Here is a 17,055-nt window from a genome sequence, read left to right on the forward strand (position 1 = left end):
TATCAATAACCACTTTTAATAACTAACTTTGAAAACGCTTTTACAGCTCTCGCTGCTATCGTTCGCCAGCTAATCGCCTGGTCACTTTGCCACGGAATTAGGTGGTCAACATCCCCGGAATATCAAGGCAGGTCGAAAATCTTAAAAGGACTGGCGATTGCTACGCCTAAAGATCTGCCCTTACGTAATTTCATTAAGTGTAACCGATGTCCAAGAATGTTAACGGGGAGCGCCTCAAAGGGTCGTAACACCTACAGAGTGTATTATCATTGCCGCTCATCATGCGGAATACGATACAAGGCAGAAGATGTCAATAACGCTTTTATGGATGAACTGACAATGCTGCTGCCACGTTCAGGTTATCCCGAATTGTTTGTCGTTAGTATTGCCGAAGCCTATAATAACCAGCACCGCGCAGTAAAGGAAGAAAGCGACGAATTAATCAGGCTGATTGGCGATGCCAATAGAAAAGTGGACAATGCACGGGAGCTGTTGCTCTTGCATGAGTTGGAAGCGGGTGAGTACCGGAAAATAAAAGAGGAGAACGGTTCGACAGTTGCTCGTTTGGAGATGCGGCTAAATGAAGTAAACGTACAGAAGTCGACTCATGTGAACATCAAAAAGCTGGCTCAAATGGCTGTAAATGCACTTTGTGAGGTGGACAAGCTTTATGATATTGCCAGTATTGAGGCTAAAAGGTATCTAGTAGGTATTTTGTTCCCTGAAAAAATGACTTATGTGGAGGGGGTATGTCGAACCGGAAAACTCAACCGGGCAGCCGAGTTAATATATCTGGAAAACAAAGAGTTACGGGCAAAAAAATGGGGCAAAAACCTCGTTTAAAGACTTTGCCCCATAAAGGGTAAATGATGGGGCTCGAACCCACGACCCTCGGTACCACAAACTCATGGCACTCTATTCTAATATCCTATACTACAGCAACTTGACTATCAACACGATTATTCTGTAAAACATTTGTAAAACATAAGCATGAAGTACTGCCATGTTGCTTACATATGATAATCGGTGTCAATTAATCAAATATAGTAATTTATTGTCTTTCTAAGCTTGGTTAACAAGCCTAAACAATTCTTATCAAATTTTTCTTTTCTCATAATGGAAATCAATGAGTCAGAAAAATCCAAATCTTCGCCAGGTGATCATTTAGCCAATGAACGTACTTTTTTGGCTTGGATCAGAACAAGCATAGCCATGATGGGATTCGGATTTGTAGTGGTCAAGTTCACTTTGTTCATCAAACAGTTATCGCTGGTCTTGACCGACAAGGTTGTTTTGCCTGGTAAAGGATATTCTTCGATTATCGGAGTACTTCTGGTTGCCTTGGGGGCACTAATAGCGCTATTCTCGTTCATCCGGTATAGGATTACCGAGCGGCAGCTGGCTGACAAGAAGTATGCGCCATCTTATATGCTTACTATGTTAGTCACCATTACCATTGTTATAATCAGCGTGCTACTCATCATCTATTTGTTGCCAGGATTATAGCGAGCGTTTGCCTTATTGTATTTGGCAATGCAATATTGCTGTTACAATCAAAAACGAATGTAAAATCTATTCAACTTTAGGCGTTAAATAAGTTACTAATCAATATGCAGCGGATGCAGGTCTATAAATTAATCTTGTGTATAGCGGCGATGATCTTCATCGCCAAGCCGTTCATGGGATATGGTTTGTATGAGCAGTTGCAGAACAATAGTCAAGAAAATAGCATGATCGTCAAGATTTTCGCTAAGCGCAAACCTGAGTTCTTAGAGGAGGCAATTACAAGTGCGGTTGCGTTTCAAGCGCTGATAAAGGAAAAGAGTCAGCAGTTTATGCTGACGATCAGTGCCCTGCTTCTTTCCGTATTTCCAATTTTCATCTGTTTAAGTTTATTTCGTCGCCGGAACGTCAGCCTGGGTCCGCCTCTTCTGAACAGTATCGACCCTATCTATCTACTGACCTGCAGACTTACTATCTGATATTTTCACTTGTCCGTTCCCTGCGGATAAACTAATTCTTTGCTGTCACAGCTGCGCTGTGAACTATTCTATTTTTATATCATTTTAGTATTTAATTTCGATGCTACGTTTTAAACATAGCTGGTGCCTGGCATTGTTGCTACTGGCAACCAGTTCGCTCTATGCCCAAGTCCCCGCTCAAAGCATTACCCTCAAAGACCTCCTAAAACAGGTAGCCCAAAATGCGCCCACCTTGCTTACCGATTCGTCGGCTATACTAATCAAGGAGGCACAAGCCAGAGAAACCGGATTTAACTGGCTTCCAAACCTAAAGCTAAACTACCAAGCCGACATCGGTACGAACAACAATACCGGAGGCCCTTATTTTGGATTCGGCATTGTTCCCTCCAATAGTCGCGGAGTACGCGATGAAAGTAATACTACTGCCGTCTTAACCAACCTGGGAATAGCCGCCTTCGATATGGAGGTCTACAACTTTGGCGCCTATAAAGCCCAAAATATAGCAGCCGGTTCGGAAGTTGCAGTTCAGCAAAGGCAGTTCGAGACCTCCAAATACAATCTCCAGGCTTACACGATCGATAACTATTTGCAGCTGCTTCGCCTACAAGAGTATCTCACTGTGCAATTGAGAAATATTGAACGCAACCAAGAGATCAGACGCTCGATCAGGGCGCTGGCGAAAAGCGGTATCAGGGCCGGCGTAGATACCAGTATAGCCGAGGCGGAGCTTTCCAAGTCCCGGTTGAACTACATTGAATTAAAAAACCAAGCCAAACAGGTCCAGCTAAAATTGTCAGCCATCAGCGGCATGCCATACCAAGCTATTATTCCCGACACTACAGCAGAAAGAAAGCTGTTTAGCCAATCAGCCGAACGCAGACTATTCTATGCAGACACGACCAATCACCCAATTATCCGCTACTATCAATCCTTATACGAAAATAGTTTGCAGCGGGAAGATTTGGTTAAGAAAAGCTACAATCCTAAAATCTCCTTACAGGCTGCTGCCTGGGGACGCGCGGCAAGTCTCGACGCCAATAACAACTTCACCAGCCTGCATAACGGATGGGGTTTCCAGCGGCAAAATTATTTGGTCGGCGTAGGAATTTCTTACAATCTGTTCGACCTGAAACGCCGACAACTTAAGCTCAATACGCAAAAGATCACCTCCCAATATACTATGCGCAAGCTTAATGAACAAAAAATCCTACTGGCAGCAAGCGCCTCACAGGCAGATGCGAATGTTGGTACCGCACTCGAACGCTTGCAGGAAATACCCAAACAACTGACTGCAGCCAATGCTGCTTACCGTCAAAAATTCTCCCTGTATAAAAGTGGACTTACCGATATTATTGAACTTAATGCAGCTTTAGCCTTGCTTTACCGGGCAGAAGTTGATTTTATATCAGCAAAGTACAGTTACACACAGGCCCTTTTCCAAAAGGCAGTGACCGAGAACCAAGTCAATACCGTTATTAACCTTTTAAATTAATCTAAGCTATGTCCATGGTTACCTCTGCACTGAAAAGGCCGGTTACAACAGTGATTATCACGATCAGCCTGTTGATATTTGCCGTACTCAGCGCGATCAAAATCCCTATCGATATTTTCCCTCAGCTCAACATGCCGACGATGTATGTGATCGAGTCTTATGGCGGTATGTCACCCCAGCAAATGGAGGGTTTCTTCTCTACCCGTTTGCAGGATCAGTTCCTATACGTCAACGGGATTAAAAGCATCACCAGTAAAAATATACAAGGTCTTACGCTATTAAAGCTCAGCTTTTATGAAGGGACAGATATGGGTGAAGCCTCTGCACAGGTGGCGTTACAGGTGAACAGGGCAATGAAGTTCTTCCCACCTGGGGCTTTGCCACCGCAGGTGCTGCGTTTTGATGCCTCCTCCTTACCTGTAGGGCAGCTGGTGTTATCCTCCAAGACACGCAGTTTGAAAGACATTTACGATCTGGCCACTACCCGTGTCAGGCCGATGTTCTCGTCCGTAGCCGGATTATCCGCGCCACCGCCGTTTGGCGCAAACAGCAGGTCGGTCATCATCAACGTCGACCCGAATAAGATGCGTAGCTACAGCCTCACACCTGATGAGGTAGTTGGTGCGCTGGCTAAATACAACGTCATGTCGCCATCCGGCAACCTGCGTATGGACAATACGATGTACGTAACTACCATGAATTCATTGATCGGGCAGGTAGAAGATTTTGGAAACATCCCCGTGATCAGCAAAAACGGCAGCCCTGTTTTTGTTAAAGATATTGCCAAAGTATCCGATGGCGCTGATGTGACGGTTAGTTATGCGCTCATTAACGGCAAGCGTTCGGTTTATATTCCTGCGGTAAAAACAGCCGATGCGTCCACATGGGCCGTGGTACAAGCCCTTAAAAAGAAGTTACCCGACATTCAAAGCTTACTGCCGGATGATGTAAAAGTTTCTTACGAATTTGACCAGTCTGTTTTCGTGATCAATGCCGTCGAAAGTCTGCTCACCGAAGGTGGACTGGGCGCTATACTTACCGGTTTGATGGTATTGCTTTTTCTGCGCGACTGGCGAAGCAGTTTGATCGTGGTCATCACCATTCCAGTATCCATCGTCATTGGAGTAATGCTGCTAGGCTTTTTTGGCCAAACCATCAATATTATGACATTAAGTGGATTAGCGCTGGCCATTGGGATTCTCGTCGACCAGGCAACGGTTACGATAGAAAACATCCACCAGCACCTGGAAATGGGGAAATCAAAAAAACTGGCTATTTATGACGCTTGTGAGGAGATATCCTTCCCACTGCTGCTCATCCTGCTGTGTATCCTGGCCGTGTTTGCCCCGTCGTTTATGATGTCTGGCGTGCCAAAAGCGATGTTCCTGCCTTTATCATTGGCCATCGGGTTAACGATGATCGTTTCCTATGTGATCGCGCAAACGTTGGTTCCTATCCTAAGCAACTGGATGATCGATGCTTCCCAATATCAGCACGGCCATCATGGCCAGCTGCATGCACACGCGGGTGAGGCACTGGATCACCGGGAAGAAAAACAGGTTAAAACTCATCTTGGGGCAGAACAGGAACATCCTGAAAAGAACGACCTGTTCGAGCGGGTAAAAATGCGCTTTATGCATATTATTCAACGGTGGATGCCGAATAAGCGAATGATCGTCCCCGTTTATCTGGTTGTAGTCCTGGCTTTAGCATTAGGTGGTTTCCTTATTATTGGAAAAGACATGATGCCTAAACTCAATAACGGGCAATTTCAGATCAGGATCAAAGAGCCTGACGGTACCCGCCTGGAAAGAACGGAGAACAAACTCAAGCAGGTATTGCAGATCGTTGACAGCACATCTAACCATCATGTGGCGATCAGCTCCGGGTATGTAGGTTTGATCCCCAGTAGTTATGGGGTAAGTAACTTGTATGTATTCAATACGGGTACCCACGAGGCGATCCTACAGGTAAATCTGGACGCCGACTACCACGTAAATATGGATGATTTCAAGGAAGCGCTGCGTAAAAATATTACCTATGCCATGCCTGAATTGCGTGTCACTTTCGAACCTATAGATATGACCGAGAAAATTATGAGCCAGGGTGCTGCTACACCTATTGAGGTCACGGTTGCCGGAAAGGACATGGCGCAGATAGAGGCGTATAGTAATAAATTGGTAGCTAAGCTGAAGAAGGTAGATTACCTGCGTGACGTGCAGATCAATCAGCCGCTGAAATTCCCGGTGGTTAAAATCACGTTGGACCGCCTCAAACTGGCCCAAATGGGTTTGAGTGTGAGTGAGATCTCGCGCTCAGTAACCGCCAGTACGTCATCGAGCCGCTTTTCGGAAAAGAACCAATGGCTGGATGAAAAAGCATCCAACACCTACCAGGTACAAGTACAGATCCCTGAATATGTAATGAACAACATGGATGAGATCAGGGAGATCCCACTGGTGAAAGGACAAAGCAGTCCTGTGCTTGGCGATGTAGCTTCGTTCAAGACAGTTTATGTGCCAGGAGAATATGACCGCATGGGACCAAGGCGTTATTTGACGGTTAGTGCCAATATCCATCATAAAGATCTGGGTACGGCTACCACTGCGGTACAAGCCGCCGTAGATTCATTAGGCACCCCGCCAAAGGGTATCGTTACCCAGGTACAGGGTATGTCGAGCTTACTTACCGATACCTTATCCAGCCTGCAAAATGGTCTGATCTTCGCGATCCTGGTGATTTTCCTATTGCTCGCCGCAAATTACCAGTCGGTAAAATTATCACTAACCGTACTATCAACCGTTCCGGCGGTGGTGTTGGGTTCCATAGCCGCACTGCTACTCACAGGTTCTACCCTTAACCTGCAAAGTTATATGGGTATGATCATGTCGGTCGGGGTTTCAGTGGCAAACGCTATACTGATCGTCACGAATGCAGAAAACCTGCGCCTGGACTACCGGGATGCAACCAAAGCTGCGGTAACCAGTGCATCCATCCGGTTGCGCCCCATTTTGATGACAAGTATGGCCATGATCGCGGGGATGATTCCTATGGCATCAGGTATGGGTGAAGCAGGTGAACAATCGGCCCCATTAGGCCGTGCCGTAATTGGAGGGCTGTTTGCATCAACTATAGCAGCACTTTTTATATTGCCATTAGTGTTCGCCTGGGTCCAGGGAATGACTACCTATGATTCACCATCACTTATGCCCGAAAAAACAACCAAAGAAGACCTTATCTTAAATCATCAGTAAGCATATGAAACTTAAAATAATTATTGCCGCAGCAATTGCTGCTTCCCTATACAGCTGTTCAGGTTCAGAAAAACCGGTGGATATGACTGCGGAAAAAAAAGCCTCGAAAAATAAACTTGAAACCGGTATAGTATCCGAAAAAGCACTTTCGAGCTATGTACGTTTACCCGGACAACTAAAGCCTTTCAATGAGGTGAACATCTTTGCCAAGATTAATAGCTTTGTCAAACAGATTTATGTGGATCGCGGCTCCGTCGTACACAAAGGGCAGTTATTGGCCGTGCTGGAAGCGCCAGAAATGGCATCACAGGTACAATCTGCCAACGCACGATTATTGCAGGCGCAGGAATCAGCGACTGCCAGCCGGGAGAAGTATCGACGTTTAAAGGAAGCAGCCAAAGAAGAAGGCGCCGTTTCGCCGTTGGACCTGGACAATGCCCTATCCAAAATGAAGGCTGATGAAGCCGTCGTGTTGTCCGAGAGATCTACCGCCACATCAGTTAGGGACATCCAATCATATTTAAACATCCGCGCACCCTTCGACGGCATGATCGTCCAGCGCAATGTTTCCGCCGGAGCCCTCGTAGGGCCTGGTAAATCGACAGATCAGCCAATGCTGGTCTTGCAGGATACACGCAGGCTACGCCTGGAAGTAATGATACCGGAAAATTATGTAGATAAGGTCGACTTAAAACAACAGGTTTCCTTCGTTTTCAATGCCTTACCGGGAAAAGACAATAAAGCTTACATCAGCCGTTCTGCGAACGCTTTAGGTACACAGCGATCTGAAGCTATCGAGGTAGATGTGATGAATAAAGATCAGCGGCTAAAACCCGGGATGTATGGCGAGGTTAAAATCCCTATTGTTTTTGGCGCCAAATCGCTTTTGGTTCCGAATAATGCGATCGTCAGATCGACCGAAAGAGAATATGTGATTAAGGTAAAAGATGGAAAAGCAGTGTTTGCAGATGTTAAAGAAGGTATTGCAGGTGAGGAATTTACTGAGGTTTTTGGTAATTTAAAGTCAGGGGACCACATCGTATTACATGCGGGAGATGATACCAAAGAAGGGCAACTCATTCCACTAAACAGGTAAAGATGCCAGCTGACGAAATAACCATAGAGTTTGCAGGCGATCTGAGCCTGCAACTCATGATGACCTATCGCTCGTTACATTACTTATTCAATAAGTTCCTGGATAACGCAGAGCTGGCACAGCACTACCAATTATTGTTTATACTAACGAGGATGGGCGGATGGGCTACTCAAACTGACTTAGTCCGGTATCTGAAGGTCGGTGAATCAACCACGCGGGCTTCGATCAATGTATTAGAAGAAAAAGGCTACGTGACCAGGGAGAAACACAACAAGCATAATAGAACGCATGTTATCAAGATGACACGAAAAGCAGTAACCGCGATGACCAGCTTACGAGATGCCATGAAAAATGTTGAACTGGTTGCATTTCGCAATCTTAACGAAGACCGTTTATTTTATCTTTGGTCTACCTTGATAAAGATCAACAAAAACATTGAAAAGAGCTTTTGAATCAACGCTGTTCCTGAACAAGAACAGCGTTGATCCAGCTTTTTGATTAATATAGTCCCTGATTGAATTTTGCAATGGCTGCTTTAGGGTCAGCAAAATAATCGGCATATTGCTGGGCGGCTTCGCCAACAAAAATATCATAACGGTCTTCTGTGATGCCGTTATAAATATCTTCGGCCGCTACCTCCGGTGGTAATCCATGTTGCTCACCACCCATATCTTTAGTGGCATCTGTGTTGATAAGTGATGGCATCACCTCAAAAATTTTAATATTAGTGTCTGTTGACAGCGTTAAACGCAATGCCACAGAATGAGAATGCAAGGCAGTTTTAGCATCCGAATAGGTTGGTAAAACCACCAGCGGATGAAATGCCACGTTAGATGTAAGGTTGACAATGGCTGCTTCAGGTTGTTTTTTCAATAGCGGTAGCAAAGCTTCAATTAACCTAACCGGCGCGAAATAATTGGTCTCAAACTCTTGCCTGGCTTTGTCAACAGCGTTTGCACCTTCACCCAATTTGTATACGAAGCCTACTCCGGCATTATTGATTAATACACTCAGATCATTGTAATCAGCTTCCAGCTTTGCAATCAGGTTATTAACCGCGGTGGCGTCAGTAACATCACAGGCAATATAAGCAGCGCCTAATTCATTTGCTGCTTTGGCTAACTTTTCTTCATTACGACCTGAAATAATTACTTTATTACCTTTTTCAATTAACAATTTAGCTGTTGCATACCCGATACCGGAACCACCACCGGTTACCAGTACTGTTTTGTTTGTAATGTTCATGATTTCTATTTGTTAATAATAATATTTAAATTTGCTTGCTATTTGCAAGTAAACAAAGGTAAGGGTAATTACTTGCAAATAGCAAGTGTTATTTAACATTTTTATGTCATGAAAGAAATTTTGCACCGATCTGATTGCCCGATAGGCTATTCATTAGATTACTTAGGCGACAAATGGGTACTTTTAATCTTAAGGGATCTGATTTTTACCAATAAATCGAGTTATGGTGATTTTCTCGCCTCTGATGAAAAGATCGCTACCAATATTCTTGCCGACCGGCTTAAGCTGCTCGAAGCAAACGGCTTTATAAAATCTACCGTATCTGCGGAAAAGAAGAACAAGTTTATCTACAGCCTTACAGAGAAAGGCATCGACTTGATTCCGGTAATTATTGAGCTGATGATTTGGGGGTCAAAGTATGATTCACACGATGTAAAGGACGTGGTCAAAAAATTGGAAAAAGACAAGGAGGGCACCATAAAGCAACTCCGGGATAAGCTATCAGCACGCATCAATAGCGATGTTCCTTCGGGTGAATAACGTAATTTGAGATAAATACGGAAACGCCATGCATTTGATAAGTTCGTTTCAGTTGCCAGATCGCCGCGTTCAACCTGATATATGCCGCGTTCAAGGCTTTCCCCTTTATATTAAGCAAGTTAAACTGTTAGTTTACCTAAGTTATTAAAATGGTATATGAAAAAATTCATGTTTATCGCAGCATCGGCAATTATCATTGTGTTGATATCCCTTCAGTTTTTCAGGCCGGAGATCAGTCATCCACCTGTAACCGGAGATTTGCAGGCGCCAACAAATGTAAAGGCTATTTTGGTGAGGGCTTGTTATGATTGCCACTCTAACCAAACTAATTTGCGCTGGTATGATCAAGTACAGCCTGTATATTGGCAGGTAGCCGAGCATGTTCGCCAGGGGCGTAAGGGTTTAAATTTTTCTAATTGGGATAAGTTATCTCCAATGGACAGGAAAGGTAAACTGTGGGAAGCTGTAAATCAGATTGAACAAGGTGCTATGCCTATTAAAAGCTATGCATTTGTACATACCGATGCGAAGGTGTCAAAACAGGATTTAGAAGTTCTGAAAAACTATCTGATCGGTATGGTACACGAAACGCCCGATGACACCGCAAAGATACATGCCCGTAACAAGCAATTACAGGCTAAGACCAACCAAACTCAGCAAAACCTGCCTGAGAGCTTAAATGGGATAACTTATATTCCGGATTACAACAACTGGCAAGTGATAAGCACCTCAGACAGATTTGATAACGGCACCATGCGCGTAATATACGGCAATGATGTTGCTGTAAAAGCCGTTAAAGAGCATCACATTAACCCATGGCCCAACGGTACAATTTTCGCTAAAGCCGCCTGGGACAAGCTGGAAGACAAACAAGGCAACGTGACTACCGGCGCATTCAAGCAGGTGGAGTTCATGATCAAAGATAATGTGAAATATCGGACAACCAATGGTTGGGGCTTTGCGCGGTTTAAGACCCCTAAACTCAAGCCCTACGGCAAAGACGGTATGTTCACTACAGAATGTATCAACTGTCATAAACCAATGAAAGATAACGACTTTGTTTTCACCTTTCCCATCAAAAACTAACCATGAAAGTGATATTCAAAATTCTGCTCGCTTCCCTTGCTATATTCAGCGGTTGCAAGCCTTCGCCCGGGGCAGATGTATTAATCAATCAGAAAGCATCCTTGCCAGAAAGCTTTAAACTTTCAGAACTGCATCAAAAGGTAATTACTTCCTTTATCAATAATCGTAAACATACCACGAGTATTTTATATGGCAATAATCAGGCGTATGCCGCAGCAAATGGAGGTACGTCAATTAGAAGTTCAGGCCAATCGTTTACATTGGTAACCTGGCAACAGCAGGATGACGCTCATTGGTTTGGCGCACGCATACCCGGAGATCTGATCTCGGCAGAAACACTCCATTTGGCTGATTCCTGTTCGCGGATTATTTATCATTACCAAAAGTTTAAAGGCAAAGAATTAGCTAAGTTAGCCGATACAACAGGAAACGCTGCCCGTGTGAAATTCATATTATCGCAACAAGCGTCTATTATGCCATGATTTTTGAAAGATACATACGGCCTGAAAGCTCCAGGGTATTCGCCATTTCACCAAGGGTGATCTGGCTGTCTGCCCTTTTTATGGGTATACTGGCTTCCATTCCAAAGATATTGCAATTACAGGTAAGCCTAAATGAAGTTATTGTAGACTGTATCATTGCTTTCTTCTACTCACTATACGTGTGGTTTTATAACTTATATACCCTCCCGAAATACACCAACCAAGCAATTACCACCAAATTTTTTGGAGCGCGTTTGACCAGGAGCCTTATACTTGGTGTTTTGGTTATGGGCATACTGGTCATCATTAATCAGCTGTTATTTAAAGACCGTTTAATTGGCGCCATGATACTGATGTACCAGTTTAGAGGGATCTTGATCAACCTGACCATCTACATGTTCATATACCTGCTTTACCAAAGTTATAAGAACCAGCTCATAGCCATAGAACTGGAACGTACAAAGGCCGACCATCTGGAAGCCAGGTACGAGCTATTGAAGCAACAGGTTAACCCACACTTCTTGTTCAATAGCTTAAACACGCTCAAATCTATGGTGGAGATCGGTGATGCGCATTCGGCAGATTTTATCGTGAAGTTATCTGACTTTTATCGCTTTTCTTTGGAAACCCGGCAAAAAGACGTTGTATCGTTACAGGAAGAACTTAAAATATTAGAAGCCTATTTTTTCCTCATACAGGCACGCTTTGAAGATGGGGTATCCTTAAAAATAACTATCTCGCCTGAACATTACAAAGCTATGATTCCAACGTTCACCCTTCAATTATTGGCAGAGAACGCTGTGAAGCACAATATTATTTCCATTGATCAGCCATTGCAGGTGAGCATTAGTTCTTTAGCAGATCGGATCATCGTTCAGAATAATTTGCAGTTGAAAAATATGCCGGAACCTTCAACCAGGATTGGTTTGGAAAACATTAACCAACGTTACCTGCACTTAACCGGACAGCCCATAGAGGTGATTGCCGATGATCGATATTTTACAGTAAAACTTCCGGCTTATGAATATCCTGGTCATTGAAGACGAGTTGAAAACGGCGAGGGCTCTGATTAAGCTAATTGAAACTGTTCGCCCGGGAAGTAGAATAGATGGCCCTTTGCAACGGGTGTCATCAGCGGTTGATTTTCTATCATCGCACCCCTCTCCCGATCTGATCTTTATGGACATTCAACTCGCAGATGGTTTATCGTTCGAAATCTTTGAAAAGATAAAAGTTGAAGCGCCGGTCATATTTTGTACTGCTTTTGACGAGTATGCCCTTAAAGCATTTAAAGCCAATGGTGTCGACTACATTTTAAAGCCGTTCTCAGAAGAAACCATTAAGGCCGCTTTTGCTAAGCTCGAAAAAATCGGCAGCGCTTTAGGAGCCCACTCCGTACCAACATCTTTAATAACGCAACTCCTTCAGGCAAACCAGCCAAAAGCCGAAAAACAAAGTTTTTTGGTTTTTAAGAGTGGAAGCTACAAAACGGTGCCCATTCCTGATATAGCTTACTTTTTTATCCGCAATGAACAAACTACCCTGATCACGTTTGAAGGCGAGATGTTTGGTATTGATCAATCCTTAGAAGAAACGGCTAATCAGTTAGGCGACAAAAGCTTTTTTAAGCTAAACAGACAATATCTGATCGCCTTTAAAGCCGTTAAGGAAGTTGAACACTATTTCGCCCGTAAATTATTCATCAAACTTACCGTGCAAACAGAAGAAAAGCTATTAGTTGGAAAAGACAAAACAACAGCCTTCCTGCAATGGCTTGAAGAGCGTTAGGTTATCAATGATAGCGGCATTGGAACCCCCGGGTCGCGGCCCGAAGTATTACGATAAATCTGCCGCCACTTAGGTTATTCCAACTAATCGGCCCTTCCACCAGCGAGCGTTATAGGCATCAAGCCAGGTGCATGACCGCGTATAACGCAGAACCGCTGATCGCTATCCAAAGCACAATGGCCTGGATCATGGGTTTTAAGCCTACTGCCGCCAATACCTGCCGGGATAAGCCGGCACCAATCAAAAATAGTGTTAAGGTTAAGCCTGCTTTGGCCGCTGCAACCATATAATGGCTGATGCCGGCTACGGCATGTATATAAGTATTGGTAATCATAGCAAGCACAAACAAACCTATAAAGTAAGGGACGCTGATCTTTTTGGACTTGTTGTTAAAGATAAAGGTAGATAGAAAGGCTACCGGTATGATCCAAAGCGCCCGCGCCAGCTTTACGGTAGTCGCTACCTCCAGCGCATGCGGCCCATATTTGCTCGCCGCGCCTACCACCGAACTGGTATCATGTATGGCAATGGCGCACCATAAACCAAACTGTGACTGGCTTAAATGCAAATGATGACCAATCACCGGAAAGATGAATAACGCAACAGAATTCAGAATAAATACGCAACCTAAAGCAACAGAAATCTGCTTTTCCTCGGCCTTGATAACCGGTGAGATAGCTGCAATGGCACTGCCCCCGCAGATAGCTGTTCCGGCAGAAATTAAATAAGAAGTTTTCTTTTCAATACCGAGCCACTTGCCCATCAGATAACCGGATATCAAAGTACAAGAAATGGATGCGACCGTGAAGAGGATACCTTCTTTACCTGCTTGCAGGGCACTGTGTACATTCATGCCGAAGCCCAGCCCTACGACCGAAAATTGGAGCAAAATATGCGTTGCTTTATGGTTCAAATGCAGGTAAGGATGTCCCGTACACTGCGCAATGATAAGTCCCATAAGTAAAGCAATGGCAGGACTCACCAGTGGGGAAAGGCACAGGGCGATGCATGCCATGAAGATAATTTTGCGTGACGGTTCACTGACCTGTAATAATAAACCTTGTCCTTGATGGGTAAATGGATAGTTTGAAGTTGCCATACGTTTCTTTTGATATCCAAAGGTCTATCAGAACGCCGGTCAATTTTCATCATCAATTTGAATGATTGATAACTTTAAGTTATGGATTTTGTACCTCTCTATTGGGGGCGGTAAGCCAGCGCAAAGCGTATGAAAAGTTCCACCAGCGAAGTTGGCTGGCCATGAGGCTGAATAAAATAGAATGGCCGCACCATTGACAAGTCTTTCACGTCGATAATTTTAAGAGAGCCCGTTTTTAGTTCGTTGATGATCGATTGTACCGACAGGAACGCAAAACAATTGCTGCTTTGCAGATACGATTTGATGCTTTCCGTGCCGCCCAGCTGCATTTCCGGCTGGAGGTCAGAAAGCTTAAGGTGCAATGGTTTGAGTGCGTGGGCAATGACATCCAGCGTACCTGATCCCGGTTCGCGAAGCAGCATCGGTAACGATTTTAGTTCGTCGGGTTTGATGGTGTCCTTTTTGACTAAACTATTGTCAGCACGGCATACCAGTACCAGTTCATCCTTTAAAAATTCCTGGTAGCCGATCTGCGGGTTGCGGTGTATACCTTCTACAATGCCCAAGTCGATCTCCTTTGCGAGCAAAGCCTCTTCTATTTGCTCTGTATTGCCGGAGATCAGCTTGATCTGCACTTCTTTAAACTTTTTGCGAAACTGTGCCAGTACCGGAGGAATTACATACTGCGCTACGGTATTGCTGCCGCCAATGCGCAGGATGCCTGCATGCTGCTTTACCAGTTGATGCATGTCAAAATCCAATTCATTGTAAGTACCGCTAAGCTGCTCCGTATATCGTAAAAGCAAGGTACCAGCCGGTGTCAGGCTAATCTTTCTATTGCCGCTTCGCTCAAACAGTGTAGTTTTGAAGTGCGTTTCTAGCTCCTGGATGTGTTTAGTTACAGCCGGCTGGCTGATATACAATTCTGCAGACGCCTTAGTAAAGTTAAGCCTTTTAGCAACAGTGTAAAAAACCCGAAGACGGAAATCAAGCATACCGCAAAACTAACCGGAATAATTTAAATTAAGTTGAGGAAGTAATTGAAATAATTTCAACCTTTAAACTCTTATAATTGTGTTATCGAACTAGTGGCACTTCAATTAGCATGGTAACCGATCTTAATTAAAGGGCAGCCCTTTAGTAAGCAATTGAAAGGTTCCTGTTTAAATAAGTAATGAAGTTGTAGGCTAAAGAAATAAGCTTACCGCTTCGCCCATATCCAGCACCTTTACCTTGCCAGACAATGCCTTTTGCAGGATGCTACTGCCAGCCGCACTACGGTAACCACCAGCGCAGTGTACGACCACAGATTTGTTGGTCGGAATTTCTGCTACCCTTTCCCGCAACTCCGGCAAGGGAATAGTCAAAGCGTTTTCAAATAAAGGATGTTCTCTCACCTCGGTGCTATTTCGCATATCAACAATTGTATAATCACCCTTATGTGCACTGAAGTTTTCTACATCAAAGTTGCCCGTGAATTCGCTTCCCCCGTCAGAAACGAAAGCACCGCCAATAAATTTCTCATAACCTATTTTGGCTGTGCGGCGGATTAAATCCCTCAAAACCTGTTCATTTTCTGCCAGCAGATAAAATGGCTCCCCCGGAGCAATAATGCTGCCCAGCCATGTTTCAAACTTCGCCCCGTTTTGAATATTAAGTGCACCCGGCAGATGCCCTTGCTTGAATTGCTGTTGCGGCCGCGTATCCACGATGGCCATATTGGCATTCAGTCGGTGCGGCTTTTCCTGAGGAACAGTCGCTATAGCTGCCATGAATGCTTCTGCACCCTGTTTGTTAAGATCTACATCGTAGGGAAAATACTTAGGAATAAACGGCTGGTCTTCCAGCAGCGCTTGTATAAATCGATCTTCCGCCATTTCCTGCAGAGACCAGTTAGCTGATTTTTCAGCACCTATTGTACTTTCGGTAGCATCACTCAACGACTTGCCGCATAAAGTACCTGCGCCATGTGCCGCGTATACGAGTACCTCATCATTCAGAGTAGCCAGTCTGCGCAGTGACCGGTACATCGCAGCTGCCAGTTCTTCTCTTTTTACAGTCAACGTTCCGGTGGTCTCCCTAAGATCAGGCCGGCCGCAGTCACCAATAAATAAGGTGTCACCTGTAAAAACGGCTACATTTTTTCCTTCATGTTCTACGACTACAGAAATACTGTCCGGCGAGTGCCCCGGCGTATTCCAGGCCTTGAGCCTGACCTTTCCCAGGGTAATAACATCACCATCATCAAATGTCTGATGCGGGTAAGCGGCTTTGACCAACTTTGAGCTGTAAATCGTCGCCCCGGTAGTTTGGTGCAGTTCCAGGTGACCGCTTACAAAGTCGGCATGGGGATGCGTCTCAATGATGCCAGTAATTTGCGCATGCTGTTTGGCCGCATAGTCGAGGTATGGCTTAATGTCCCGGGCAGGATCAATCAATATCATGCTACTTCCCCATTCGCTTAGAATAGCGTACGAAAACTGGGATAGATTTTCATCAACAAACTGTTCGATTTTCATTGGATTATTTTAATGAGTGCTATTGCATTTGGGAGTTGGTGTGTCAAGTGGCTTACCTGATCAATGCGGGAGCTTTTCACGGAGCTTTCCGTATAACCAGGTGCCTGCAAGGGCACTTAGCAGGGTTACGATCGTGACCAGATAGCCGCTGCTAATCTGTGCGAAGATCGGCCCCGGGCAAGCGCCGGTAACGGCCCAGCCAAAACCGAAGATTAGTCCACCATATACATTTCCCCAGTGGAACTTTTTGTCCGGAATAACGATTGCTTCTCCCTGAATGGTTTTCAGGTGTAAACGCTTAATTAACAAAACAGAGATCATACCGACAGCAATGGCACTTCCGATAATGCCATACATATGAAAGGACTGAAGACGAAACATTTCCTGAATGCGGAACCAGGATAGCACCTGAGACTTGACCAGGATGACGCCGAACAGCAGCCCGGGAAGCAGATATTTCAAATTTCTCATA

General features: G+C 44.6%; 17 protein-coding genes. 12 read left to right on the forward strand and 5 right to left on the reverse strand.

Annotated elements, in window-relative coordinates:
• Window positions 1-324 precede the first annotated feature (324 nt).
• From IEV61_RS11445 to IEV61_RS11475, 7 genes are all read left to right on the forward strand, one after another.
• The gene (locus tag IEV61_RS11445; RefSeq protein WP_188416760.1) at window positions 325-843 is read left to right on the forward strand and encodes a hypothetical protein; all 519 of its coding nucleotides are present in this window, start codon (window positions 325-327) and stop codon (window positions 841-843) included.
• A gap of 273 nt (window positions 844-1,116) precedes the next feature.
• Window positions 1,117-1,506, forward strand: coding sequence for a YidH family protein (locus IEV61_RS11450; protein ID WP_188416762.1), 390 nt, complete (start codon window positions 1,117-1,119; stop codon window positions 1,504-1,506).
• Between the two features lie 104 nt (window positions 1,507-1,610).
• Window positions 1,611-1,982: a hypothetical protein gene (locus IEV61_RS11455; protein ID WP_188416764.1), complete on the forward strand. Its 372-nt coding sequence runs from the start codon at window positions 1,611-1,613 to the stop codon at window positions 1,980-1,982.
• Window positions 1,983-2,082: 100 nt separating this feature from the next.
• Window positions 2,083-3,474: a TolC family protein gene (locus tag IEV61_RS11460; protein ID WP_188416765.1), complete on the forward strand. Its 1,392-nt coding sequence runs from the start codon at window positions 2,083-2,085 to the stop codon at window positions 3,472-3,474.
• 14 nt (window positions 3,475-3,488) lie between these two features.
• Window positions 3,489-6,728, forward strand: coding sequence for an efflux RND transporter permease subunit (locus tag IEV61_RS11465; protein ID WP_229747109.1), 3,240 nt, complete (start codon window positions 3,489-3,491; stop codon window positions 6,726-6,728).
• A 4-nt stretch (window positions 6,729-6,732) separates the two neighbouring features.
• Complete coding sequence (locus IEV61_RS11470; protein WP_188416767.1) at window positions 6,733-7,824, forward strand: efflux RND transporter periplasmic adaptor subunit; 1,092 nt, start codon at window positions 6,733-6,735, stop codon at window positions 7,822-7,824.
• A gap of 2 nt (window positions 7,825-7,826) precedes the next feature.
• Window positions 7,827-8,276 (forward strand): MarR family winged helix-turn-helix transcriptional regulator, encoded by a 450-nt coding sequence (locus tag IEV61_RS11475; protein WP_188416768.1) that lies wholly within the window; start codon window positions 7,827-7,829, stop codon window positions 8,274-8,276.
• A 46-nt stretch (window positions 8,277-8,322) separates the two neighbouring features.
• On the opposite strand, the gene IEV61_RS11480 is transcribed toward IEV61_RS11475, so the two are convergent.
• The gene (locus tag IEV61_RS11480) at window positions 8,323-9,069 is read right to left on the reverse strand and encodes an SDR family oxidoreductase (protein ID WP_188416770.1); all 747 of its coding nucleotides are present in this window, start codon (window positions 9,067-9,069) and stop codon (window positions 8,323-8,325) included.
• Between the two features lie 108 nt (window positions 9,070-9,177).
• On the opposite strand from IEV61_RS11480, the gene IEV61_RS11485 reads away from it, so the two are divergent.
• The 5 genes from IEV61_RS11485 to IEV61_RS11505 all read left to right on the forward strand — a co-directional run bounded on the left by IEV61_RS11485 (window position 9,178) and on the right by IEV61_RS11505 (window position 12,965).
• Window positions 9,178-9,609, forward strand: a complete 432-nt coding sequence (locus IEV61_RS11485; RefSeq protein WP_188416772.1) for a winged helix-turn-helix transcriptional regulator — start codon at window positions 9,178-9,180, stop codon at window positions 9,607-9,609.
• Window positions 9,610-9,765: 156 nt separating this feature from the next.
• Window positions 9,766-10,695 (forward strand): heme-binding domain-containing protein, encoded by a 930-nt coding sequence (locus tag IEV61_RS11490; protein ID WP_188416774.1) that lies wholly within the window; start codon window positions 9,766-9,768, stop codon window positions 10,693-10,695.
• A gap of 2 nt (window positions 10,696-10,697) precedes the next feature.
• The gene (locus IEV61_RS11495) at window positions 10,698-11,177 is read left to right on the forward strand and encodes a hypothetical protein (RefSeq protein WP_188416776.1); all 480 of its coding nucleotides are present in this window, start codon (window positions 10,698-10,700) and stop codon (window positions 11,175-11,177) included.
• Window positions 11,174-12,217, forward strand: a complete 1,044-nt coding sequence (locus tag IEV61_RS11500) for a sensor histidine kinase (protein ID WP_188416778.1) — start codon at window positions 11,174-11,176, stop codon at window positions 12,215-12,217. Before IEV61_RS11495 ends, IEV61_RS11500 begins: the two co-directional genes overlap by 4 nt.
• Window positions 12,198-12,965: a LytR/AlgR family response regulator transcription factor gene (locus tag IEV61_RS11505; RefSeq protein WP_188416780.1), complete on the forward strand. Its 768-nt coding sequence runs from the start codon at window positions 12,198-12,200 to the stop codon at window positions 12,963-12,965. Before IEV61_RS11500 ends, IEV61_RS11505 begins: the two co-directional genes overlap by 20 nt.
• Window positions 12,966-13,083: 118 nt before the next feature.
• On the opposite strand, the gene IEV61_RS11510 is transcribed toward IEV61_RS11505, so the two are convergent.
• The 4 genes from IEV61_RS11510 to IEV61_RS11525 all read right to left on the reverse strand — a co-directional run bounded on the left by IEV61_RS11510 (window position 13,084) and on the right by IEV61_RS11525 (window position 17,054).
• Window positions 13,084-14,064, reverse strand: coding sequence for a YeiH family protein (locus IEV61_RS11510; RefSeq protein ID WP_188416781.1), 981 nt, complete (start codon window positions 14,062-14,064; stop codon window positions 13,084-13,086).
• Window positions 14,065-14,162: 98 nt separating this feature from the next.
• Window positions 14,163-15,059: a LysR family transcriptional regulator gene (locus IEV61_RS11515; RefSeq protein ID WP_188416783.1), complete on the reverse strand. Its 897-nt coding sequence runs from the start codon at window positions 15,057-15,059 to the stop codon at window positions 14,163-14,165.
• Between the two features lie 192 nt (window positions 15,060-15,251).
• The gene (locus tag IEV61_RS11520; protein ID WP_188416785.1) at window positions 15,252-16,583 is read right to left on the reverse strand and encodes an MBL fold metallo-hydrolase; all 1,332 of its coding nucleotides are present in this window, start codon (window positions 16,581-16,583) and stop codon (window positions 15,252-15,254) included.
• A gap of 60 nt (window positions 16,584-16,643) precedes the next feature.
• Window positions 16,644-17,054, reverse strand: coding sequence for a DUF6691 family protein (locus IEV61_RS11525; RefSeq protein WP_188416787.1), 411 nt, complete (start codon window positions 17,052-17,054; stop codon window positions 16,644-16,646).
• Between the last annotated feature and the right edge of the window lies 1 nt (window position 17,055).

It is taken from the genome of Mucilaginibacter galii (genome assembly GCF_014635825.1).
Lineage (GTDB): Bacteria > Bacteroidota > Bacteroidia > Sphingobacteriales > Sphingobacteriaceae > Mucilaginibacter > Mucilaginibacter galii.